The organism is Nocardiopsis sp. NPDC007018, assembly GCF_040635075.1.
Taxonomy (GTDB): Bacteria; Actinomycetota; Actinomycetes; order Streptosporangiales; family Streptosporangiaceae; genus Nocardiopsis.
The window spans coordinates 1-22,131 of record NZ_JBEYHA010000007.1; the positions used below are offsets into that span (position 1 = coordinate 1).

The window sequence follows — 22,131 nt, forward strand, 5'->3', positions numbered from 1 at the left end:
ATCTGGCCGAGCGGCTGCTTTTGGTCCCACACCCCTAACACCCCCTCCCGCCCCCGTTTTTTAAACCCCCACCCCCCCGCCGGCGGCCGCCTGGCCAGGCGGCCTCGGCCGGGTGGTTCGGCAACCGTCGCTGACGGGGGCCGTCCGGCCGATCCGGTCCGACCGGCCCCCGTTCCCCGCTTCCGCTACGCGCGGGAGCGGCGGATCACACCGTCGCGCAGGACCGCGCGCACACCGCGCTCCGGTTCGGCCAGCAGGGTGAGGTCGGAAAGCGGGTCGCCGTCCACGACGATCAGGTCGGCCCGCGCCCCCGTGCGCAACGTGCCGATCTCGCCCTCCAGTCCGAGGAGCGCGGCCGCCTCACTGGTGGCCGAGCGCACCACGTCGGCCGCGGGCTGGACCTCGCCGCGAAGGGCGAACTCGGCGCTCTGGTGCGCCTGCATCCCGCCGAGCAGGTCCGTGCCGAACACCAGGCGCACGCCGCCCTCGTGCGCCATCCGCAGGGCCTCCAGCCCCTTGTGCAGCACCGTGTCCACCTTGGCCTGGCTCTCGGCGGGAAGCCCGTTGCGCGCGCCCTGGCGCGACAGTTCGCGGTAGGTGACCAGGGTCGGTACCAGGAAGGCCCCGTGCTCCACGAACAGCTCCACACTGCTCTGGTCGATGAGGTTGCCGTGCTCGATGCAGCGCACACCCAGGCGCAGGCCCCGGTTGACCGCCCGCGCGGTGTAGGCGTGCCCGGTGACGTACCGGTTGGCGGCCTCGGCCTCCTCGACGACCGCCCGCAGTTCGTCCTCGGAGGACTGGGTGGAGTCGATCCGGTCGGTGGGGGAGGCCACTCCGCCCGAGAGCATCACCTTGACGTGGTGGGCGCCGGTGCGGAGCTGTTCACGCGCGGCCTTGCGGAACTCGACGGGGCCGTCGCAGACCAGCCCCGCGCCGGGGCAGCACCCGTGCTGGTCGGTGCCGTGTCGCCCGCGCGGCCGGAAGTCGCCGTGCCCTCCGGTCTGGGAGAGCGCCTTGCCGCCGAACACGAGGCGGGGGCCGTCCACGAGCCCGTCGTCCACGGCCTCGGCCAGACCCCAGTCGGCGCCGCCCACGTCGCGCACCGTGGTGAAGCCGCGCCCCAGCATGTCGGACAGGGACCGGGCGGCGAAGGCCGCGACGTAGGAGGGGGAGTGGTCACCGACCGCGCCGAGGTCCGCGCTGAGCGCGGTGACGTGGACGTGGGAGTCGACGAGGCCGGGCATGAGGGTGGCCCCGCCGAGGTCGACCGTCTCCGCGCGGTCGGTGACGGAGACCGGCACCTCGCCCGTGCCGCGCGCCGCGATGACGCCGTCCTCGACGAGCAGCCAGGACCCGGGGGTCCGGGTGCCGGTCTCGGGGTCGAGCAGGGCCGTGTTCGTGTAGGCGGTGGGCCGGGGGCCGTCGGTCACGGGGAACCTCCAGGGTCGGGTGCGCGGTCCGTCGCGGGTCGATTCGCGGCGACGAGATGCAATATACGTTGCACCGGGCCTCGGTTGTCGAGCGGGGGTGGTATCGCTGGATGGGCGCGACCCGGGTGGTCCGGACCGCTCGAACGGAGGAGGACTGATGGCGGACTGGATCGAGGAGACGCTCGCGCGGGGGCGCCTGGGCAGGGCCAGCGAGAGGGTCCTGCACGTCCTGCGGGACGAGCCCCGGTTCGCCTCCTACGCGACCGCCGCCGAGGTGGCGTCCAGGGCGGAGGTCAACGTCGCCACCGTGGTCCGCGCGGCCCAGCAGCTCGGCTTCACCGGGTGGCCCGCCCTGCGCGTCGAGCTGCGTTCGCGCTACCTGGCCTCGCTCAGCGCGGGAGAGGTGCTGGCCGAGCACGCGGGCTCCGACACCGACCCGGTGCGCGCGGCGGTGCGCTCGGACCGGGAGAACCTGCGACTCCTGGAGCGGACGCTCGAACCCGACCGGGTGCGGGCCGTCGCCGCCGCCATCCACGGGGCACGGAACACCCTGGTCCTGGGCTCGGGCACCTTCGCGGCCCCGGGCGTGCAGCTCTCCCACGCCGCCGGGATCATGGGCTACGACGTGCGCCTCCACGACTCCGGAGGCACCGCCCTGGCCAACGCCCTGGCACGGATGGGAGAGGGCGACCTGCTCGTGGTCTGCGACCTGTGGATGCTCCCGGTCGGGCTGCGTCGCGCGGTGGAGATCGCCGCCGAGGAGTCGGTGGCGATCGCCCTCATCACCGACCGGCGGGACTCGCCCCTGGGGGCGCTGGCCGACCACGTCGTGGCCGTACCCAGCGAGGGGGTGGGCATGTTCCCGTCCCTGACGGCGGCGATGACGGTCGTGCACGCGGTGCTCGCGGAACTGGCCAGGATCGGGGGCGACGCGGCGCTGGAGTCGGTCCGGCGGGCCGAGGAGTTCTGGCGGCGAGCCGACCTCTTCTAGGATGATCTGGGTCACACCAATTGCAACAAGCATTGCATTCGGGGCATCGTTGCTGGTTACATCGGGCTTCACCCGCCGTTCACCCCATCGTGTCCCCTCCTGAGGCAGCCCATGCAAACGACCCACCTGGTCCTCATCACCGCCTACCTGCTGGTGATGGTCGGGATCGGCCTGTACTACTCCCGGTCCTCCAAGGTCCGCACCGGTGAGGACTTCCTCTTCGCCGGGCGGAGCCTGTCCACACCCGTCATGATCGCCACGCTCATCGTGACCTGGGTCGGATCGGGCACGATCATCGGTGGCGCGAACTTCGCCTACAACTACGGCCCCATGGCCGGCATGATCTTCTTCGCCGGCACGCCACTGGGCATCCTCGTCCTGCTGCTGGCCGCCCGCCGCATCCGCAGGGCCGCCCGCCACACCGTGCCCGAACTGCTCGAAGCCCGCTTCGGCAGTGGGGTGCGCACCGTCGCGGCGGTGGTCACCACCATCGCCTACGTCGGTCTGGTCGCCTCGCAGTTCGTCGGCGGCGGATACGTCCTCTCCCTGATCACGCCGCTCACCACGACCCAGGGCGCGCTGATCGTCGCCGCCGTCGTGACGATCCTGACCGTCACCGGCGGTCTGTTCTCCGTCGCCTACACCGACTTCGTCTCGGCCATCCTCGTCTTCGGCGCGCTGATCGTGGCGGTGCCGCTGATCCTGGTCGCGGTCGGCGGACTGCCCGTCTACTGGGAGGGACTGCCCGAGGCGGCCCGCACTCCCAGCGGCGGCCTCAGCCCGCTCCAGCTGCTCGGCTACTTCCTCCCGCTGTTCCTGCTCCTGCTGGCCGACCAGAACCTCTACCAGCGGCTGGCCGCCGCCAAGGACGAACGCTCCGCCCGCAACTCCACGCTGGGCATGCTCATCGCGAGCTTCTTCGTGTTCGTCCCCGTGATCATGCTGGCCACCTCGGCGGCCGTGCTCATGCCCGGGATCAACGGCGACGAGTCGGTCCTGCGCCTGGCCACCGACGGCCACCTGCCCACGCTCATCGGCGGGCTGCTGCTGGCCGGTGCCGTCGCGTTCGTCGTCACCACCGGTTCGTCGTTCATGCTCTCCGGTGCCTCCAACATCGCCTTCGACCTGTTCGCCAGGTTCAGCGGGGGCAAGGTGGGCGAGCGTGGCACCCTGATCGTGCAGCGCCTGTCCGTGGTCGCCATTGCCCTGGTCGCGGTCGCCCTGGGCCTGTACTTCCCGACCGTCCTCGACCTCCAGATGTACTCGTACACGATCTACGGCGCGGCGATCACCCCCGCCGTGCTGGCGGTCCTGTTCTGGAAGCGCGCCACCACGGCGGGCGCCGTGGCCGCCCTGATCACCGGTACCGCCGTCACCATCGGCTGGGAGGTGGCCGGTGCCCCGGGCGGCTTCAACGGGGTGATCGTGGCACTGCCCGCCGCCGTGCTCGCCCTGGTCGTCGCGAGCCTGCTCACCAAGGCCCCCGACCGCCGGACCCTGGAGGCCGCGGGCGTGGACTGAGGCCGTCGCACCGTGCGCGCCGCCGGGGACACCGGCGGCGCGCACGCGTGTCCGGGCGTCCTCCCACGAGCGGCTGACCTCAGTCACCCCCGGGCGTGGGACGAGGGACCGGCGGTCCGGGCGGGCGGTCGTGGACGGACACGTCCCGGTTCCAAGAGGTCGTCGCCGCTGCCCGGTACCCGGGATGTCGCGGGCGTCACTGCCAGGCGACGATGGTCGACCCCAGGTGCTCGGCGGGCACGTCGGAGATCCGCTCGGGCTCTGTAGAGCCGTCGAAGGGCACGCGGTACCAGCTCGCCTCACCGGATTCGGTCTCCGAGAGGAAGACGATCTCGGTGCCGTCCGGGGAGGGCTGCGGCGAGGTGTTGGTGCGCTCGCTCGGAGGCACCAGGGTCCGGGAGCCGAGGTCGTCGCCCACCGCTCCGTCCGCGGTGAGGTCCTCGGCGGTGAACTCCACCACGGTCAGCTCGTCGTTCTCGACCAGGAGGCTGGGGCCCTCGAACATGTGGGCGACCTCGCCCATGACGTTGGTCGGCTCGCCGGTGCCGTAGGAGAACTCGGGGAAGCCGTCCGTGCTCTCGGAACCGGGGTCGAACAGGAAGACCGAGGGTTCGTAGGCGCCGTGGGACGCGGCAGCGAGACCACTCCCGGGATCGACCACGATCCGATGTGTGGCCAGTCCGAACAACGGACTCTCCGCTCCAGGCGGCAGCGTGATCGTGTGGCAGTGGGTCTCACACTCACCGATCGGCGTGGTCTCGCCCGAGCCGAGGTCGAGCGCGTGGACGGTTCCGTCGCCCTCGTCACCCTCCTGCTCGACGAAGACGATCCGATTCCTCTCACGGTCGAGGTGTGGCCGGGTGTAGTCGCTCAGGACCGTGAAGTCGCCGGTGTCCCGGGGCGGACTGAGGGCAGTGAGGGTTCCGGCCTCGTCGACCACGCCGAAGCCGTTGACCTCCGTGCCGTCGAGCTCTTCGACGAAGGAGACGAAGAGAAGCTCTCTGTCGTTGAGGAAGGGGTCCGCGTTCTCGCAGTCGACGCCGCGCACCGACCCCTCCTGCGGCAGTACCGCGTGGCCGAAGGGGAAGTGCTCCGACTCGCCTCCGGTGACGGAGTCGGTGTCGAACGTGCGGGCGGAGAGCTCGGTGCCGTCCTCGTCAGAGAGGAGGGTGAGGGTCACCTCCCCCGATCCGCAAGCGGCGGTCAGGATTCCCGGGGCGGTCAGATCGGTTCCCTCCTCGTCGACCACCCCCTCACTCGGCTGGTCGGTCGGTGGCCTTCCCTCACCGGGACCGCAGGCGGAGGCCGCCAACGTCAGGGTCGCGAGGGGTATCAGCAGGCGCGGCACGGAGGAAGAGAGAATGGCACACACAGCTCGTGTCTAGCACCGGCAGTGCCCATGACCGTCCGAGGTGACCGGATGCGGTCACGGGCGCCACGGCCAGCGGGGGTGACTCTGTTCACAGTCGGGTGTCCGTCGCGGCCAAGCTGGCGTACCACCATCCCCCCACCAGCGGTGACGGGGGTTCTCACCATGACCGTGCCCGCTCGGTGAGCGGACTGTCTCCGTGCGTGTCATCAAAGGACACCCCCAGGCAACGAGGCCTCCCTATCGTCGGTTCGTCGACAGCCGCCGAGCAGGAAGGCACCAGCCGTGACCGGAACAGGCCAACGCGCGCCGCGCACAGGCAGGAGCTGGATCTCCCGCTGGGACCCCGAGGACGAGGCGTTCTGGGACGCCGGGGGGCGCCGGGTGGCCCGCCGCAACCTCTGGGCCTCCATCGCCTCCGAACACATCGGCTTCTCGGTGTGGAGCATCTGGTCGGTGCTCGTACTGTTCATGACCCCCGAGCACGGCTTCACCACCACCCCCGAGCAGAAGTTCCTGCTGCTGTCGGTGGTCACCCTGGTCGGCGCCGTCCTTCGCGTGCCCTACACCCTGGCCGTGCCCGTCTTCGGCGGGCGCAACTGGACCGTCGTCGCCACCCTGGCGCTGATCGTCCCGACCGTGGCCGCCTTCTTCCTGGTCCGCGACCCCGACACCCCCTTCTGGCTGCTGCTGGTCCTGGCCGCCACCGCGGGCCTGGGCGGCGGCAACTTCTCCTCCTCCATGGCCAACATCAACTCCTACTTCCCCGAACGGGAGAAGGGGTGGGCCCTGGGCCTCAACGCGGGCGGAGGCAACATCGGCGTCGCCACGGTCCAGCTGGTCGGGCTGGCCGTCATCGCCCTGTTCACCACCTCCGCCGGATACCTGGTCCCGCTCTTCTACGCGCCGCTGATCCTGCTCTCCGCCTGGTGGGCGTACCGGTCCATGAACAACCTCGTGCACGTGCGCGCCGACGCGGCCGCGCAGCTGTCGGCCACCCGCGACCACCACTTCTGGATCATGTCCCTGCTGTACGTGGGCACTTTCGGCTCCTTCATCGGCACCGGGTTCGCCTTCGGTCTCCTGCTCCAGGCCCAGTTCGGCCTGGAGCCCGTGCAGGCCGCGGGGATCGCCGTCCTGGGCCCGGTCCTGGGCTCGCTCATCCGGCCGGTCGGCGGCCGACTGGCCGACTCCCTGGGCGGTGCCCGCGTCACCCTGTGGGTCTTCGCCGCCATGGCCGCCTGCTCCGCCGTGCTCGTCCTGGCCGTCCAGGCCAGTCAACTGACCCTGTTCATCGGCGCGTTCGCGGTGATGTTCGTCCTCACCGGCCTGGGCAACGGCTCCACCTACAAGATGATCCCCTCCATCTACGCGGCCCGGGCCGAGGACGCCATCGCCGCCGGTGAACCCCGGGAGCAGGCCCTGGCCCGCACCAAGCGCGTGGCCTCCTCCATGCTCGGCCTGATCGGCGCGGTCGGCGCACTGGGCGGCGTGGGCATCAACGTCGGCTTCCGCGAGTCCTTCGCGGCGACCGGTTCCACAGCGCCCGCCTTCGTCGCCTTCGGCGCGTTCTACCTGCTCTGCGCCATGGTTACCTGGGCGGTGTACCTGCGTCGTCCCGCGAGCCCCGCCTCCGCCGACCAGCTCGTCCCGGTCACGGCCCGATGACCACGACCCACTGCCCGTACTGCGCGCTCCAGTGCGCCATGAGCCTGGAGCCCGGACCGGACGGGCGTCTGGCCGCCCGCCCCGCTCCCTTCCCGACCAACCGGGGCGGCCTGTGCCGTAAGGGGTGGACCGCCGCCGAGGTCCTCACCGTGCCCGACCGGCTCACCCGCCCCCTGCTGCGCGAGAGGCGCGGCGGCGAGTTGGTCGAGACCGACTGGGACACCGCCCTGGACCACGTCGCGGAGCGTCTGCTGGCCCTGCGCGCCGCGTCAGGGCCCGACTCCGTCGCGGTCTTCGGCGGTGGCGGCCTGACCAACGAGAAGTCCTACACCCTGGGCAAGTTCGCGCGCCTGGCCCTGGCCAGCTCACAGATCGACTACAACGGCCGGTTCTGCATGTCCTCGGCGGCCGCCGCCGGTACGCGCGCCTTCGGCCTGGACCGGGGCATGCCCTTCCCCCTGACCGACGTGGCCGAGGCGGAGACGGTCCTGCTCGCCGGGGCCAACCCCGCCGAGACCATGCCACCGATGATGGGACACCTCCGCGCGCCCACCCTCATCGTCATCGACCCGCGCCGGTCGGCCACCGCACGGGTCGCCCTCGACCAGGGCGGCCTCCACCTGGCTCCCCGGCCCGGCACCGACCTCGCCCTGGCACTGGGCCTGCTGCACGCGGCACGTGTGCGGGGCTGGTGCGACGAGCCGTTCCTCGCCGAGCGCACCACCGGGTTCGACGCCGCCTGGGAGCACGCCGCGGCCTGGTGGCCCGAACGGACCGAACGGGTCACCGGTGTGCCCGCCGCGAGCGTCCGCGCCGCCGCCGACCTACTGGGCCGGGCCGCCGGAAACCGGTCGGCCTACGTCCTCACCGGCCGCGGCACAGAACAGCACGCCAAGGGCACCGACACGGTGTCGGCCTGGATCAACCTGGCGCTGGCCCTGGGCCTGCCCGGCCGCCACGGTTCGGGCTACGGGTGTATCACCGGTCAGGGGAACGGCCAGGGAGGCCGTGAACACGGGCAGAAGGCCGACCAGCTGCCCGGGTACCGCCGTATCGACGACCCGGACGCGCGCGAACACGTGGCCGGGGTGTGGGGAGTGGACCCCCGCTCCCTGCCCGGTCCGGGCCGCTCGGCCTTCGAACTCCTCGACGCCCTGGGCGCCCCCGACGGGCCGCGCGCCCTCCTGCTGTTCGGCTCCAACCCCCTGGTGTCGGCTCCCCACACCGCGCGCGTCCGCGACCGCCTGGACTCCCTCGACCTGCTGGTGGCGGCCGACTTCGTGCTCTCGGAGACCGCCGCCACGGCCGACGTGGTCCTGCCCGTGGCCCAGTGGGCGGAGGAGGGCGGCACCATGACCAATCTGGAGGGCCGCGTGCTCCGCCGCGCCCCCGCGACCGCCCCGCCCGAGGGGGTGTGGACCGACCTGGAGGTCCTCTCCGCCCTGGCCGTGCGGTTGGGACAGCCCGCCGGACGCTTCCCCACCGACCCCGACGCCGTCCTGGCCGAACTCGGCCGCGCCTCCGCCGGAGGCCCGGCCGACTACTCCGGGGTCACCCCTCGGCGCCTGGCCGACGGCCAGGCGCTGTACTGGCCGGTCCGGACCCCCACCGGGTCCACGCCCCGCCTGTTCCTGGAAGCCTTCGCCCACCCCGACGGGCGCGCCCGCCTCGTACCGGTCACCCACCGCGACCCCGCCGAGACCACCGATGACGAGTACCCCCTGGTGGCCACCACCGGCAGGCTGATGGGCCACTACCAGTCCGGAGCCCAGACGCGCCGCGTGGCCGAACTCGACGACGCCGAGCCCGAGGCGTACGTGGAGGTACACCCCGCCACGGCCGCGCGCTCGGGCCTGGCCGCCGGTGACTGGGCCCGCGTCACCTCCCGCCGGGGACACACGCGCGCCCGGGTGCGCCTGGAACCCACCGCCCGTCTGGACACGGTGTTCCTGCCCTTCCACTTCGCCGGTGAGCAGGCCGCCAACAACCTCACCCACCCGGCGCTGGACCCCGTCAGCCGGATGCCCGAGTTCAAGGTCAGCGTCGTACGCCTGGAACCCGAACCGCCCGGCCCGGGGCGAGGAGCCCCGGACCCGGCGGACACACCCACGCCAGGAGGCCCCAGGTGAACACCGCGCAGAGGACGTCGCCGCGCCGAGTCGTGGTCGTCGGGAACGGTATGGTCGGCGCCCGCTTCGCGGAGGAGGCGGCCCGGCTGGACCCGGCGGGGAACCGCGTCCGCGTCAGCGTGGTCGGCGCGGAACGGCACCCCGCCTACAACCGCGTTCTGCTCTCGGGTGTGCTCGCCGGGGACTACGGACCCGACCAGATCCGGCTGCCCGCCCCCGGTGGTCCGGGGGTCACCGTCCGCACCGGTGTGGCCGCCACCGCCCTGGACACGCGGCGGCGGACCCTCTCCCTGGACGACGGGACCCGCCTGCCCTACGACGAACTCGTCCTGGCCACCGGGGCGCACGCCGCGCTCCCGCCGGTCCCCGGCGTGCGCGCCCCCGACGGCGGTCCGGGAGAGGGGGTGTGCACGCTGCGCGACCTGGAGGACTGCCAGCGCATCGTCGCCCTGGCCCGGCCCGGCGCCCCCGTGGTGGTGCTGGGCGGCGGAGTCCTGGGCCTGGAGGCCGCGCGCGGCCTGGTGGTCCGGGGGACGCGGGTGTCCGTCGTGGAGTCCGCGCCCTGGATCATGTGCCGACAGGTCGACCAGGGCGCCGCGCGGGTCCTGGCCGCCGGGTACACCGCCCTGGGGGTGGCGGTGCACGCGGGCCGGGCCGCCGCGCGCTGGGTACCCGGTACCGGTCTGGAACTGGACGACGGCACCGTCCTGCCCGGCGACGCCCTGGTGGTCGCGGCCGGGGTACGCGCCAACACCGAACTCGCCGCCCGGGCCGGGATCGTGGTCGATCACGGTGTGGTCGTGGACGACCGCCTGGCCACCTCCGACCCCCGGGTCCACGCCATCGGTGACTGCGCCGAGCACCCCGGCGGCGGTGCCGGGCTCGTCCAGCCGGGCTGGGAACAGGCCGCCGTGCTGGCCCGGCGCCTGACCGGTGCCGCGCCGCAGGCCGCCTACACCGGGGCCCGACCGCTGACCCGGCTCAAGGCCGAGGGCATCGAACTGACCGCGTTCGGGCGGGTCCACGAGGAGGACGACGCCCCGGGGCTGGAGACCGTCACCATCAGCGACCCCCACGGCGGCCGGTACGCCAAGCTCTCGGTGCGCCGTGAACGGGTGGTGGGCGCCGTGCTGCTGGGCTTCCCCGAGGCCGCCGCCACCCTGTCCCAGCTCTACGACACCGGCGCCCCGGTGCCCTCCGACCGCCTCGCCCTCCTCCAGCGGCCGCCCACCGCCGTCGCCGCGACCCGGGAGGAGGCGCAGGCACCGGTGTGCCGCTGCAACGCGGTCGGCCGTTCCGACATCGAGAAGGCGTGGCTGGACGGGGCCCGTACCCGCGAGGCCGTCGCCGAACGTACCCGTGCCACGACCGGCTGCGGAGGGTGCGTGCGCGACGTGGGGGCGTTGCTGGAGCGCCTGCGGGGCACACCGGTCGGCTGACCCCGGACCGCGCATCACACGCCGCCCGCCCCAGGAGTCGGCACAACGAAACAACCGTGACACAGGCGGCTGACCACGGGGAAACACCCGGAAGGTTGCCTGGGGAAAGTCCGCCCCCGTACCAGGAGGAGCCGCGCACACCATGGAAGAACTCGTCGTCATCGGCAACGGCATGGTCGGCCACCGGCTCGTCGAGGCCCTCCGGGACCGCGACACCGACCGGCGCTGGCACGTCACCGTGGTGGGGGAGGAACCCCGCGCGGCCTACGACCGCGTCGCCCTGTCCTCCTACTTCGACGGGGCCAGCGCCGACGACCTGTCCCTGGGAGACCTGTCCGGCCCCGGCGTCGACGTGCACGTCGACGAACGCGCCACCGCCGTCGACCGCGACCGTCGCACCGTGACCACCGCCAGCGGACGGGTGCTGCCCTACGACCGCCTGGTCCTGGCCACCGGCTCCACCCCGTTCGTGCCGCCCGTTCCCGGCCGCGACCTGCCCGGCTGCCACGTGTACCGCACCATCGAGGACCTGGAGGCCATCACCGCCTCCGCCCGGGGCGCCAGCACCGGTGTGGTCGTCGGCGGCGGCCTGCTGGGCCTGGAGGCCGCCAACGCCCTGCGTCTGCTGGGCCTGGAGGCGCACGTGGTCGAACTCGCCCCGCACCTGATGCCCGCACAACTCGACCGGGGCGCGGCGTCCCTGCTGCGCACCCTGGTGAGCGACCTGGGCGTCCACGTGCACACCGGCACCGCCTCGACCGGTGTCGAACCCTCGCCCGGGGGTCGGGCCGCCCGCCTGACCCTCGACGGCGGCACCCACCTCGACACCGACCTGGTCGTGTTCTCCGTGGGCATCCGCCCCCGCGACGACCTCGCCCGCGCCGCCGGACTCCGGGTGGCCGAACGCGGCGGGATCGTCGTCGACGACACCTGCACCACCAGCGACCCCCGCGTCCACGCGGTCGGCGAGGCCGCCCACCACCGGGGCACCGTCTACGGCCTCATCGCCCCCGGCAACGCCATGGCCGAGGTCGTCGCGGACCGCCTCCTGGGCGGTACGGCCACCTTCACCGGTGCCGACACCTCCACGCGGCTCAAACTCCTCGGGGTGGAGGTGGCCAGCTTCGGTGACGCCCACGGACGCGCCCCCGGGGCCCTGGACGTGGTCGTCAACGACGCCGCGGGCGGCCGCTACGCCAAGCTCGTGGTCTCGGACGACGCCACCACGCTGCTCGGCGGAGTCCTGGTCGGGGACGCCTCGGCCTACGCCACCCTGCGCCCCCTGGTCGGATCGCCGCTGCCCGGTGACCCGCTCGCCCTGATCACGCCCGAGGGCACCACCGGCGCCGGTACGGACGCCCTGCCCGACACGGCGCAGATCTGTTCTTGCAACGCCGTCACGAAGGGCGACCTCACCGACGCCATCGCCGACGGGCACCACGACGTCCCCGCCCTCAAGGCCTGTACCAGGGCGGGTACCAGCTGCGGCTCCTGCGTTCCCGTGCTCAAACAGATCCTCGACCAGTCCGGGATCGAGCAGTCCAGGGCCCTGTGCGAGCACTTCCCCCAGTCCCGCGCGGACCTCGTCGAGATCGTCCGCGCGACCGGTACCGCCACCTTCTCCGGCCTGATCGCCGCCCACGGCACCGGGCACGGATGCGACGTCTGCAAGCCCGCCGTCGCCTCCATCCTGGCCTCGCTGGGCCACGGCCACATCCTGGAGGGCGAACAGGCCACCCTCCAGGACACCAACGACCGCTACCTGGCCAACATCCAGCGCAACGGCACCTACTCGGTCGTGCCGCGCGTCCCCGGCGGTGAGATCACCCCCGCCAAACTGATCGTCATCGGCGAGGTGGCACGCGACTTCGACCTCTACACCAAGATCACCGGCGGCCAGCGGATCGACCTGTTCGGCGCCCGGCTGGAGCAGCTGCCCGCGATCTGGGCGCGCCTGGTGGAGGCCGGGTTCGAGTCCGGACACGCCTACGGCAAGGCCCTGCGCACGGTCAAGTCGTGTGTGGGCACCACGTGGTGCCGCTACGGGGTCCAGGACGCGGTGGGGCTGGCCATCCGCCTGGAGGAGCGCTATCGGGGCCTACGGTCACCCCACAAGCTCAAGTCCGCGGTCTCCGGATGCGCCCGCGAGTGCGCCGAGGCCCGGGGCAAGGACTTCGGGGTGATCGCCACCGACCAGGGCTGGAACCTGTACGTGGGCGGCAACGGCGGGTTCACGCCCCGCCACGCCGAGCTCCTGGCCGGTGACCTGGACGAGCCCACCCTCATCCGCTACATCGACCGGTTCCTGATGTTCTACGTGCGCACCGCCGACCGCCTCCAGCGCACCGCCCCGTGGATCGAGTCCCTCGAAGGCGGCCTGGACCACCTGCGCGACGTCGTCGTCCACGACTCCCTGGGCGTCGCCGCCGAGCTGGAGGAGGCCATGGACCGCCACGTGGCCTCCTACGCCGACGAGTGGGCCGCCGTCCTGGCCGACCCGGACAAGCTCTCCCGGTTCGTGTCCTTCGCCAACGCCCCCCACACACCCGACCCCACGATCAGCTTCACCACCGCCCGCGACCAGCGGGTGCCCGACACCGCGTCCGTGAACCTGGGCATGCCCGCCCGACGACCGCAGGAGGCCACCCGATGACCGTCACCACGCAGGCACCCGCCACCACCTGGACCGACGTCTGCCCCGCACACCTGCTGCGCGTCGAGGACGGTGTGGCCGTGCTGCTCCCCAACGGCGCGCAGGTCGCCCTGTTCCGCACCCGCGACCACCACCTGTACGCGGTGGACAACATCGACCCCCGCACCGGTGCCGCCGTCATCTCCCGGGGCATCGTCGGTGACCGGGGCGGGGAACCCACCATCACCTCGCCCATGCTCAAGGAGGTCTACTCCCTGCGCACCGGTACCGGACTCGACGACGACACCCGCCTGACCACCTGGCCCGTGCGCCAGAGGGGCGGCACGGTGCAGATCGCCGTCGAGGGGGGAACACCGTGAACACCGCCCCCGCCACCACTCCTCCGGGGAACGAACCCGCGACCGTCGCGCCGCTGGCCGGGTTCACCGTGGCCGTGACGGCGGCGCGCAGGGCGGAGGAGATGAGCGCCCTGCTGCGCCGCAAGGGCGCCGACGTCGTGGCCGCGCCCGCCCTGCGCATCGTGCCGCTCAGCGACGACCAGCGTCTGGCGTCGGTCTCCGACGAACTCGCGCGCCGTCCCGCCGACGTCGTCGTGGCCACCACCGGGATCGGCTTCCGTGGGTGGGTCGAGGCGTGTGAGACGTGGGGGACCGCCGAAGGGCTCCTGGACGGGATGCGCGCCTCCCGCCTGCTGGCCCGGGGACCCAAGGCCCGTGGAGCGATACGGGCGGCCGGGCTCACCGAGGAGTGGTCACCGCCCTCGGAGTCCTCCGCCGAGGTCCTGGACTACCTGCTCGACCAGGGCGTCCAGGGCCTGCGCGTGGCCGTCCAACTGCACGGCGAGCCCCTGCCGGACTTCACCGCCGCGCTCCGCCTGGCCGGAGCCGAGGTGGTCGAGGTGCCCGTCTACCGGTGGACCCCGCCCGAGGACACCGCCGCCCTGGACCGGCTCATCGAGGCCGTCACCAGCGGGGGAGTGGACGCGGTGACCTTCACCAGCGCGCCCGCCGCCGCCGGATTGCTCGCCCGCGCCCGCGCCACCGGCCAGGGGGACGGCCTCGTCCGCGCGCTGCGCGGCGAGGTGCTGGCCATGTGCGTGGGTCCGGTGACCGCGCGCCCGCTCATGGCCCACGACATCCCCACCGTCTGGCCCGCCCGGGCCCGGATCGGCTCCCAGGTCCGCAGGCTCGCGGAGGAGCTGCCAGCCCGCTTCCCCACGCTGGACGTGGCCGGACACCGCCTGCGCCCGCGCGGCCACGCCGTCCTGGTCGACGGCGTCGTCCACCCGCTCTCTCCCACCCTGATGCGGCTGGTGCGGGCCCTGGCCCACCGCCCCGGGCAGGTCCTGGACCGGTCCCGACTGCTCACGTGCCTGGGCGAGGACGCCGACGCCCACGCCGTCGAGACCGCCGTGGCCCGGCTGCGCACCGCCCTCGGCGACCCCCGGATCATCCAGACCGTGGTCAAGCGCGGCTACCGGCTGGCCCTGGACACCCCCGACTGCGCCGGCTGACCCGGCACCAGAAAGGAAGAAGCGGCTACGCCCGCAGCCACGCGATGAAGACCGGCAACCTGATCCTGGCCGTCCAAGGCACCCGCGACCCGCACGGCACCCTGGCATCACCGAACCGGACACCGCGCTCACGGACTGAGGGGAGTTCCGGAAGCGGGTCGGTGGAGCACGCGGCGCCTGAGCGGGACCTCGCGTCGGCGGGATGGGGCACGATGCGCCCCACCCCGCCGTTCCGGACCTCAGTCCTCCTCGGGGGCGGTCTCCTGCGGCGTGAGGTAGTTGCCGATGAAGCCGAGGACTCCGAAGGCCGCCGCCGCGCCCACGCTCGGCACGAACAGCAGGTCGGAGGCACCGGTCACCCACTCCGGACGTTGGATGAGGACTCCGGCGATCTGCCCCAGGACCAAGAGCGCTCCGAGCGCCAGGCAGCAGACGAGACCGATCTTGAACAGCGCGCGAACCACGCCGAAGGTTCGGGACTTGAGAGCGAGCACGGTCATACCCCCGGGATCGGAAGGACGTTCCAACCGATCAGACAGCCGATCAGGAAGATCGGGATCATGTAGTAGACGATGAGTGGCAGGAAGGTGCTCTCCGGCCGTGCCCCGGTCAGACCCGCGGCGACGAAGATCGAGCCGGAGGCGGGAGGCGAGGCCCCCTCGGTGGAGGCGAACACCAGGATCGCGATGATCGCGAGGAGCGGGTCGACCCCCACGCCGACCAGTGCGAGCAAGGAGATCTGACCGACCGCCGTCAGGGTGGCCGTGGACGAGAGCGGACCGGCGACCAGGGTGACCACCAGGCCGACGACCACCACCATCACCGTGGAACCGACGGGCAGGGACTCCAGGATGACGTTGACGTCCTCCGCGAGACCCAGGCGCCCCAGGATCTCGCTCGCGGCGATCGCAAAGAACAGCAGGGCTCCGATGGTCGCGAACTTCGGCAGGGCGCCGTCCAGCAGACGGGACCAGTCGCGCACCGTCCGTGGGAGACGGTCCCGTCCGGCGATCAGGGAGAAACCGATGATGAGGACGGGTATCCAGGTGAGCAGTGAGATGTCGCCGACCGCGTCGCCCAGGGGAGTGGACTCGGTCAGGTACGTAGCCAGGGGGCCCACGGTGAAGGCGATGGGGATGAGCGCTCCGAGGAAGATCGTCAGCGCGCCGGCACCCTGACGCAGCGACGTACGCATCGGCACCAGGTCGTGCTCGTCCACCTTGGAGACACCGTCGCGGCGGACGAAGTACGTGACCAGACCGATGCGCAACAGGATCTGGTACAGCCCGGCGATCAGGAGACCCAGGTACACCTGGCCTGTGGTGACCATCCCCCCGGCGAACCCGATCATGATGACCATCGAGGCACTGGGCGGCAGGGCGGCGCCCATCCCGCCGTTGCCCGCGAGCACGGTGGCGGCCCGAGTGGGGGACCACCCGGTGCGCACCATCCAGGGGCCGGTGAAGGACCCGCTGGAGGCGGTGTTCGCGGAGTTGGACCCGGAAAGGGCTCCGAAGACGGCGGAACCGGCCGTGTCGATGAACGCGGGACCGCCTCGGACGCGCCCGAACGCGGAGTTGAGGATGGCAAGGATTTTCTGGATCAGCCCCGTGGCGTCGATGAGGTAGGCCATGAACACGAAGGCCAGGGCCGCGAAGAGCACGTCGTGGGTGAGGGCGTCGGTCAGCCCTCCCAGGAGGTACTCCGGGGCACGCGTCCCGGCGAACAGGGCGGTGACCACGAGGCCGAGGAGCATGGCTTCACCCATGTTCCGCCTGAACACGACGTTCCACACGATGATCACGGCGATGAACGCCGCGAGGGCTAGTAGTGCGATCGGCATGGGTCGACTTTCGGTGGAGGGGAGTACTGGTGCCCGTGGACGGGCGGTGTGTCGCCCCGGGGGAGCGACCTGGTGGGGTAGGGGTGCGTCACGCGCGTTCCCTCCGGATGGCCTCGCGGCGCTCGGCCTCGTCGGAGAGGACGAGCCGGGCGCCGACCAGGGTCCGCTCGGCCTCCAGACGCGGTACGACGAACACCCCGTCTCCGTCGGCCACCACGATGTCCCCTGGAGCACAGACCGCGCCGCCCACCGCGATGGTGCGACCGACGTGGCCGGGCCCGTCCTTGTAGGGGCCCGCGGGGGAGATCGCGGCGGACCAGACGGGGAAGCCGAGCTCGCGCAGTTCGTCGGCGTCACGGACCGCGCCGTCGATCACCATTCCGCGCACTCCCTTGTTGATGGCGCGTTCGGCGATCAGCTCACCCAACAGCGCGCGGGAGTCGTCGCCCCCTCCGTCCACGACCAGGACGTCACCGGGGCGCGCGACGGTCAGTGCCTGGTGCAGGGCTCGGTTGTCACCGGGCCGTGTCTGCACCGTCAGGGCGCGTCCCGACAGACGGGCCCCGGCCCAGACCGGCCTGATCCTGGAGGACAGGAAGCCGAGCCGGTCCCGCGCGTCCCCGATGGCGGCGGTGGGGATCGTCGCGTAGGCGTCGATCAGCCGCTCGTCGGGGTGTTCGCTCACACGTGCCAGATGCCGGTGACGGTCGGCCGCGCCGTTGCTGACGGGGGCTTCCACGTGGAGTTCGTCCAGCAGGGCGATGCTGGCGTCCAGCTCCTGGGAGCGCCGTACGGCGTGCAGCCGCGTGCCATGGTCCAGCCGTTCCAGCGCGGCGTCGCCGTCCGTGAGGGCGGCGGCCACCTGCTCACGCATCCACTCCTGCTCGCCCGCCGCGCTTCCGGCGTCCATGGCCTCGGTGATCAGCGCACCCAGCCCCTTCATGAACACGCTGCGCAGCAGCTTGCGCCCCGACGCGGCACCCACGTTCTCGCCGATCGGCTCGGCATTCGCGCCCACGGTTCTGAGCATCTGGGCGGCCTCCTCGGCCGCGGGCCCCGCGAGGAGGATCTCGACCTTCGGCCCGAACTTGACGACCGAACCGATGAGGGCCCCGTCGACCACGCGGGCCGCACCATCGACAGTACGTGCCACATCCGTCTTGACCTGCGGAGAGGCCGCGTTGAGATCGATGTAGACGGCGTCGGGTCGCAACGCGGACGCGGCCTCGCGGGCGACGGAGACCGCGTGCGCGGCCGTCGCGAGGCTCAGGACCACGTCCGCTCCGGCCACGGCCTCCGCCGTCGACGGGGCCCGATCGACGCCCTCGGGGGTCCGCACCGTGCTCGCGGGATCGAAGCCGACGGCCTGCCAACCAGCGGCGGCGTAGGCCTCCGCGAAGATCGCGCCCGCCTCGCCCAGTCCCAGAACGGCTACCTTCATCATTGCACCAGCTATCATTGAGTGATAGTTTCTCTTGTTGATTGATAGCGAGTGTGACCTGTGGCTCTCTTGGCTGTCAACCTCCCGGAAACCTCTCCGCTACCTTGGACGGAGCGGCAGCGAGCTGGATCGCCGTGTCCTGCGGGCCTCGAGGTCGCTGCCCGGGGGCCAGGAAGTTCTCCAAAGGAACACGAGCGAAGAAGTGGCGAGGCGAGCATGGGCGCCGGAGGCGGAAACCAGGGACGCACGCTCGACCGTGCGCTGGACGTGCTCGAATGCCTGGAACGCGCGCGCGGTCCGTTGCGGCTGAGTGACATCGCGCGGGAGGCCGACCTGCACCTGGCCACCACGCAACGGACGGTGAACCAGCTGGTGCGGCGCGGCTACGTCCAACAGGGGCGCCTGGGGTACGCGCTCGGTCCGGTGGTGCTGGGGCTGGCGCACGGCTTCGTGATCAACGACCGGGTGAGCACGATCGCGACGCCGGTGCTCACCGAGCTCTCCGCGACCACCCGGCTGACCTCCTCCGTGTTCGTCCGCTCGGGGGACGAGCGCATCCTCATCGCCCGTGTCAGCGGAGCCGATCCGCTCCGCTACCAGTTCCCGATCGGGCGCCGAGTGCCGCTCGACGTCGGTGGCGGGAAGGTGTTGCTGGCGGCCTGGCCGGACGCGGAGATCGAGGAGTACGTCCGCCGCTTCCCGGAGGTCTCACTGGCCTCGGGGCGGGTCCAGGGTGAGCGGGCCCTGATGGAAGATGTCCGGCGCGTGCGCGAGGACGGTTACTACCTCGCGGAGTCCGAGCGGGAACTCGGTGCGCTGAGCCTGAGCGTGCCGGTGTACGACGCCGAGAAGGAACTCGTCGGGGCGATCAACCTGGTGACGACGACCGACGTCACCAGTGCGGAGAAGCTGATCACCTGGTTGCCCGAGCTGTCACGGGGGGCGGGGGCCATCGGCGCTCGCGTCTGACCGGTTCGGGACCTCCCGAGGCCTGGCTTGCGGCGCTGACTCGCGGGTGGTCCCGCGACCGCTCTCGGGGCGGCTTTGCCGGGTGTTCGCCGCGTAGAAGCGCCTTCGATCTCTTCAGGGGACGGTGTCCCGGGTGCCGGAGTCCAGGAACCGGGGGACGTGTTCGGAACGGACCCGGCGCACGAGGGAGACCTCCCTGCGGAACCGGGCGCGGAACTCCGGATCGGCGGCCAGCGAGGAGTGGACCCGTTTGACGGCGACGGTGCGCCCGGCACCGTCCACCGCCGCGTGCACCACCCCCATATCCCCCCGAGCCCAGGCGCCCGAGCAGGCGGAAGGGGCCCACGTGCCGGGGGTCGTCGGCGAGCGGCGGCCGCACACCCGGGGGGAAGGGTACGGGGGAGGAGCGGGGGGAGGATGACGACATGGACCTGATCCGGTGGGGGAGTCGTGAGGTGCAAGGGGAGGTCTCCCCACTCACGAGGCTCTCTTCGGCCGCTGACCGTATCCGGCCACCGCCCGTTCCCGCGCGACGGACGACCCCGTGCGTGCCACGACGAAGGAGAAGCCGATGAGCCCATCGACGACCTGCGCCATCGTGGGCGGTGGACCCGCCGGGATGGTGCTGGGGCTGCTGCTCGCCCGCGCCGGTGTGCGGGTGACCGTGCTGGAGAAGCATGCCGACTTCCTGCGCGACTTCCGAGGCGACACCGTGCACCCCTCCACCCTCCGACTCCTGGGGGAGCTGGGCCTCTACGAGCGGTTCGCCGAGTTGCCCCAGAGCAGGGTCGACCACGTCGCCTGGCCGGTGGGGGCGGGGCGGACGGTGACCCTCGCCGACTTCCGGAGGCTGAGGACGCCCTACCCCTTCGTCGCCATGGTCCCCCAGTGGGACCTGCTCAACCTGCTGGCCGAGGCGGGCGGCGAGGAGCCCTCCTTCACCCTGCGGATGAGGACCGAGGCCACCGGCCTGCTGCGCGGGCCCGGCGGGATCGAGGGGGTGCGCTACCGGTCCCCGGAAGGGGAGGGCGAGCTGCGCGCGGACCTGACCGTGGCCTGTGACGGCCGGTGGTCCCTGGTGCGGCGCGAGGCGGGCCTGGTGCCCAGGAACTTCCCCGTCGGCATCGACGCCTGGTGGTTCCGCCTCCCGGCGGCACCCGGACTGGTGACGAGTCTGACGCCGAGCGCCGGCAGGGGCGGCTTCGCCGTCGTCATCCCCCGCGAGGGCTACCTCCAGGCCGCCTACCTGGGGCCCAAGGGCACCGACGCCGAACTGCGCGAACGCGGGGTGGAGGCGTTCCGCCGGGACCTGGAGGGCGTCATGCCCGACCTGACCGACCAGATCCGCCAGCTGGGCTCCATGGACGAGGTCAAGCACCTGGACGTGCGGGTCAACCGCTTGCGCCGGTGGCACCGGCCCGGTCTGCTGTGCGTCGGGGACGCGGCCCACGCCATGTCCCCGGTGGGCGGGGTGGGGATCAACCTGGCCGTGCAGGACGCCGTGGCGGCGGCCGCCGTGCTGGCCCGGCCCCTGCGCGAGCGCACCCTCAAGGGGCGCGACCTGGCCCGGGTGCGTCGTCGGCGGCTCCTGCCGACGGTGGTCGTCCAGGCGCTACAGCGGGCCATGCATCGCACGTTGGCAGAGCCGATCGTCCGGGGGGAGAGGCAGGGGCCGCCGAGGGCGGTGTTGGGCCTGCTGCGGGCCGCCCCGTGGCTGACCGGTGTGCCCGCGTACGTCATCGGCGTGGGCGTGCGTTCGGAGCACGCGCCGGACTTCGCCCGCCGCCCGCCCCGAACGTAGGGCCGGGGGTCGGGCGCGAAAAGGGTGCCCCAGGGGGAACCCGGTACGGCCCGCCCGAGGCGGGCCCGTCCCTCGCTGGTGTCCGGGCCCGCCGACGGCTCGGCGCCCGGCGGGTTCCCGAGCGGGCCGAGTCCGAGGGGTGACCCCTGGTGGCCCGCACCCTTCCTGGCGGGTGCGGTGACGGATCGAGGACGAGTCGCTACCGAGCCCGTGTTCGGGACTCCCCGGGGTGAACCCTCACGCACCCGCCTGTGACCAGGTGCGGCCACGGCGGAGGGCACGCTCGCAGGCCTCGCGTACCTCCGTGGGGCCCAGAGCGTCCAGGCCCGGATCGAGTCGGTCCCCATGGGGGTCGCCCGATTCGCCCTTCCACAGACACTCGTGCAGGTCGAGGTCGATCAACGGACCCCACAGTGCGGGCGACACCGGTCCGAACAACCGGACCGACGGTGTGCCGTAGACGGTCGCGAGATGGGCCACACCGGTGTCGCCACTTACCAACAGCCTGGCCTCGGCCACCAGCCGCGCCAGACAGGCGAGGTCGGTCCGACCTGCCACGACCGCCTCCGGGTCCAGACCCGCCTCTGCGGCCACCCGGAGTCCGAGGGGGCGTTCACCGGCCGAGCCGGTGATCACCACACGGAGCCCCTGTGTCCGCAGCCACCGAGCCACCGACGCGAACCGTTCCGAGGGCCACCGTCTGGAAGCGGACTTCGCACCGGGGTGCAGGATCGCCGCGCCCGGGTCCGCAGTCCTTCCCGGGGCCGTGTCTGTACGTCCCCCGCGTACCCCACGCCCAGCAGGCCGCGGCCAGCACATGTCTGTCGGATTCGCGCTCACGCCGTTCCACTCCAGGAGACCGCACCAGAGGCGGGCGTCGTGCACGGGCCCGGGCCAGGGCGCCTCCGTGTATCGGGAGGGTTGGGCAGGGCACGCGTGCCCGTGCGGCGCTGCCCCCGGGGCTCCTCCCGGCGGAGTGTGGGACCAGAGCCCGGCCGGTACGAGCGCGCGCAGGGCGGCGGTGCTCTCCGGGCCCCGACCGTGCAGGTTCACCGCCAGGTCGGGCGCCGGGCCCCGCCACGGGGGAGGGCGCAACGGCTCGGCCGGAACCACGGTCCACGCCAGCCCCGCCAGACGAAGCAGATCGCGATACACGACCGGTGCCGCGAGCAGACGCTCGTGGTGGGGGAACGCCCGCTCCAACGCGCGCAGCGCGGGAACGGCGGTGACGAAGTCCCCCAGCCCCAGGCACCGCAGCGCCAGGAGGGCGCGCCGTGGCGGCGCCGTCGACCGACCCGGGACGGCATTGCGCCGAGTGTGTCGACCGCCCATCGAACCCCCTCGCCATCCAGCGCCACGTG

The 22,131-nt window shown here is 72.6% G+C and carries 17 protein-coding genes; 10 read left to right on the forward strand and 7 right to left on the reverse strand.

Annotated elements, in window-relative coordinates:
- Nucleotides 1–185: 185 nt before the first annotated feature.
- Nucleotides 186–1,433 carry an amidohydrolase family protein gene (locus tag ABZ635_RS05115; RefSeq protein ID WP_357759150.1) on the reverse strand — a complete coding sequence of 416 codons (1,248 nt, stop codon included), beginning with the start codon at nucleotides 1,431–1,433 and terminating at the stop codon, nucleotides 186–188.
- 157 nt (nucleotides 1,434–1,590) lie between these two features.
- Here ABZ635_RS05115 and ABZ635_RS05120 point away from each other — a divergent pair, with 157 nt between their 5' ends.
- Both ABZ635_RS05120 and ABZ635_RS05125 read left to right on the forward strand, forming a co-directional pair.
- The gene (locus tag ABZ635_RS05120; protein WP_357759152.1) at nucleotides 1,591–2,424 is read left to right on the forward strand and encodes a MurR/RpiR family transcriptional regulator; all 834 of its coding nucleotides are present in this window, start codon (nucleotides 1,591–1,593) and stop codon (nucleotides 2,422–2,424) included.
- Nucleotides 2,425–2,535: 111 nt separating this feature from the next.
- Nucleotides 2,536–3,945 carry a sodium:solute symporter family protein gene (locus ABZ635_RS05125; protein ID WP_357759155.1) on the forward strand — a complete coding sequence of 470 codons (1,410 nt, stop codon included), beginning with the start codon at nucleotides 2,536–2,538 and terminating at the stop codon, nucleotides 3,943–3,945.
- A 196-nt stretch (nucleotides 3,946–4,141) separates the two neighbouring features.
- Here the strand turns inward: ABZ635_RS05125 and ABZ635_RS05130 are convergent, their stop codons facing one another.
- Nucleotides 4,142–5,293, reverse strand: coding sequence for a hypothetical protein (locus ABZ635_RS05130; protein ID WP_357759158.1), 1,152 nt, complete (start codon nucleotides 5,291–5,293; stop codon nucleotides 4,142–4,144).
- A gap of 306 nt (nucleotides 5,294–5,599) precedes the next feature.
- Here ABZ635_RS05130 and ABZ635_RS05135 point away from each other — a divergent pair, with 306 nt between their 5' ends.
- The 6 genes from ABZ635_RS05135 (at nucleotide 5,600) to ABZ635_RS05160 (ending at nucleotide 14,716) form a co-directional block, all read left to right on the forward strand.
- Nucleotides 5,600–6,982 (forward strand): nitrate/nitrite transporter, encoded by a 1,383-nt coding sequence (locus tag ABZ635_RS05135; RefSeq protein ID WP_357759159.1) that lies wholly within the window; start codon nucleotides 5,600–5,602, stop codon nucleotides 6,980–6,982.
- Nucleotides 6,979–9,111 carry a molybdopterin oxidoreductase family protein gene (locus tag ABZ635_RS05140; RefSeq protein ID WP_357759162.1) on the forward strand — a complete coding sequence of 711 codons (2,133 nt, stop codon included), beginning with the start codon at nucleotides 6,979–6,981 and terminating at the stop codon, nucleotides 9,109–9,111. Before ABZ635_RS05135 ends, ABZ635_RS05140 begins: the two co-directional genes overlap by 4 nt.
- On the forward strand, nucleotides 9,108–10,550 hold the full coding sequence (locus ABZ635_RS05145; RefSeq protein ID WP_357759164.1) for an FAD-dependent oxidoreductase: 1,443 nt from the start codon (nucleotides 9,108–9,110) through the stop codon (nucleotides 10,548–10,550). The genes ABZ635_RS05140 and ABZ635_RS05145 overlap by 4 nt, the downstream gene beginning before the upstream one ends.
- A gap of 142 nt (nucleotides 10,551–10,692) precedes the next feature.
- Entirely contained in the window at nucleotides 10,693–13,203 is a 2,511-nt protein-coding gene (gene nirB / locus ABZ635_RS05150) for a nitrite reductase large subunit NirB (RefSeq protein ID WP_357759168.1), read from the forward strand.
- On the forward strand, nucleotides 13,200–13,562 hold the full coding sequence (nirD, locus tag ABZ635_RS05155) for a nitrite reductase small subunit NirD (protein ID WP_357759170.1): 363 nt from the start codon (nucleotides 13,200–13,202) through the stop codon (nucleotides 13,560–13,562). The genes nirB and nirD overlap by 4 nt, the downstream gene beginning before the upstream one ends.
- Nucleotides 13,559–14,716: a uroporphyrinogen-III synthase gene (locus ABZ635_RS05160; protein WP_357759173.1), complete on the forward strand. Its 1,158-nt coding sequence runs from the start codon at nucleotides 13,559–13,561 to the stop codon at nucleotides 14,714–14,716. The genes nirD and ABZ635_RS05160 overlap by 4 nt, the downstream gene beginning before the upstream one ends.
- Nucleotides 14,717–14,955: 239 nt before the next feature.
- Here the strand turns inward: ABZ635_RS05160 and ABZ635_RS05165 are convergent, their stop codons facing one another.
- From ABZ635_RS05165 to ABZ635_RS05175, 3 genes are all read right to left on the reverse strand, one after another.
- A complete protein-coding gene (locus ABZ635_RS05165) occupies nucleotides 14,956–15,216 on the reverse strand; it encodes a hypothetical protein (protein WP_357759176.1) in 261 nt (86 codons plus the stop codon).
- Complete coding sequence (locus ABZ635_RS05170) at nucleotides 15,213–16,559, reverse strand: TRAP transporter large permease subunit (protein WP_357759178.1); 1,347 nt, start codon at nucleotides 16,557–16,559, stop codon at nucleotides 15,213–15,215. Before ABZ635_RS05170 ends, ABZ635_RS05165 begins: the two co-directional genes overlap by 4 nt.
- A gap of 88 nt (nucleotides 16,560–16,647) precedes the next feature.
- Nucleotides 16,648–18,000 carry an NAD(P)-binding domain-containing protein gene (locus tag ABZ635_RS05175; protein WP_357759180.1) on the reverse strand — a complete coding sequence of 451 codons (1,353 nt, stop codon included), beginning with the start codon at nucleotides 17,998–18,000 and terminating at the stop codon, nucleotides 16,648–16,650.
- Between the two features lie 216 nt (nucleotides 18,001–18,216).
- On the opposite strand from ABZ635_RS05175, the gene ABZ635_RS05180 reads away from it, so the two are divergent.
- Nucleotides 18,217–18,969, forward strand: coding sequence for an IclR family transcriptional regulator (locus ABZ635_RS05180; RefSeq protein ID WP_357759183.1), 753 nt, complete (start codon nucleotides 18,217–18,219; stop codon nucleotides 18,967–18,969).
- Nucleotides 18,970–19,083: 114 nt separating this feature from the next.
- Here ABZ635_RS05180 and ABZ635_RS05185 read toward each other — a convergent pair whose 3' ends face one another.
- The gene (locus ABZ635_RS05185) at nucleotides 19,084–19,266 is read right to left on the reverse strand and encodes a hypothetical protein (protein ID WP_357759185.1); all 183 of its coding nucleotides are present in this window, start codon (nucleotides 19,264–19,266) and stop codon (nucleotides 19,084–19,086) included.
- A 274-nt stretch (nucleotides 19,267–19,540) separates the two neighbouring features.
- Here ABZ635_RS05185 and ABZ635_RS05190 point away from each other — a divergent pair, with 274 nt between their 5' ends.
- Nucleotides 19,541–20,770 (forward strand): FAD-dependent oxidoreductase, encoded by a 1,230-nt coding sequence (locus tag ABZ635_RS05190; RefSeq protein WP_357759187.1) that lies wholly within the window; start codon nucleotides 19,541–19,543, stop codon nucleotides 20,768–20,770.
- Between the two features lie 237 nt (nucleotides 20,771–21,007).
- Here ABZ635_RS05190 and ABZ635_RS05195 read toward each other — a convergent pair whose 3' ends face one another.
- A complete protein-coding gene (locus tag ABZ635_RS05195) occupies nucleotides 21,008–22,102 on the reverse strand; it encodes a glycosyltransferase family 9 protein (RefSeq protein WP_357759190.1) in 1,095 nt (364 codons plus the stop codon).
- Between the last annotated feature and the right edge of the window lie 29 nt (nucleotides 22,103–22,131).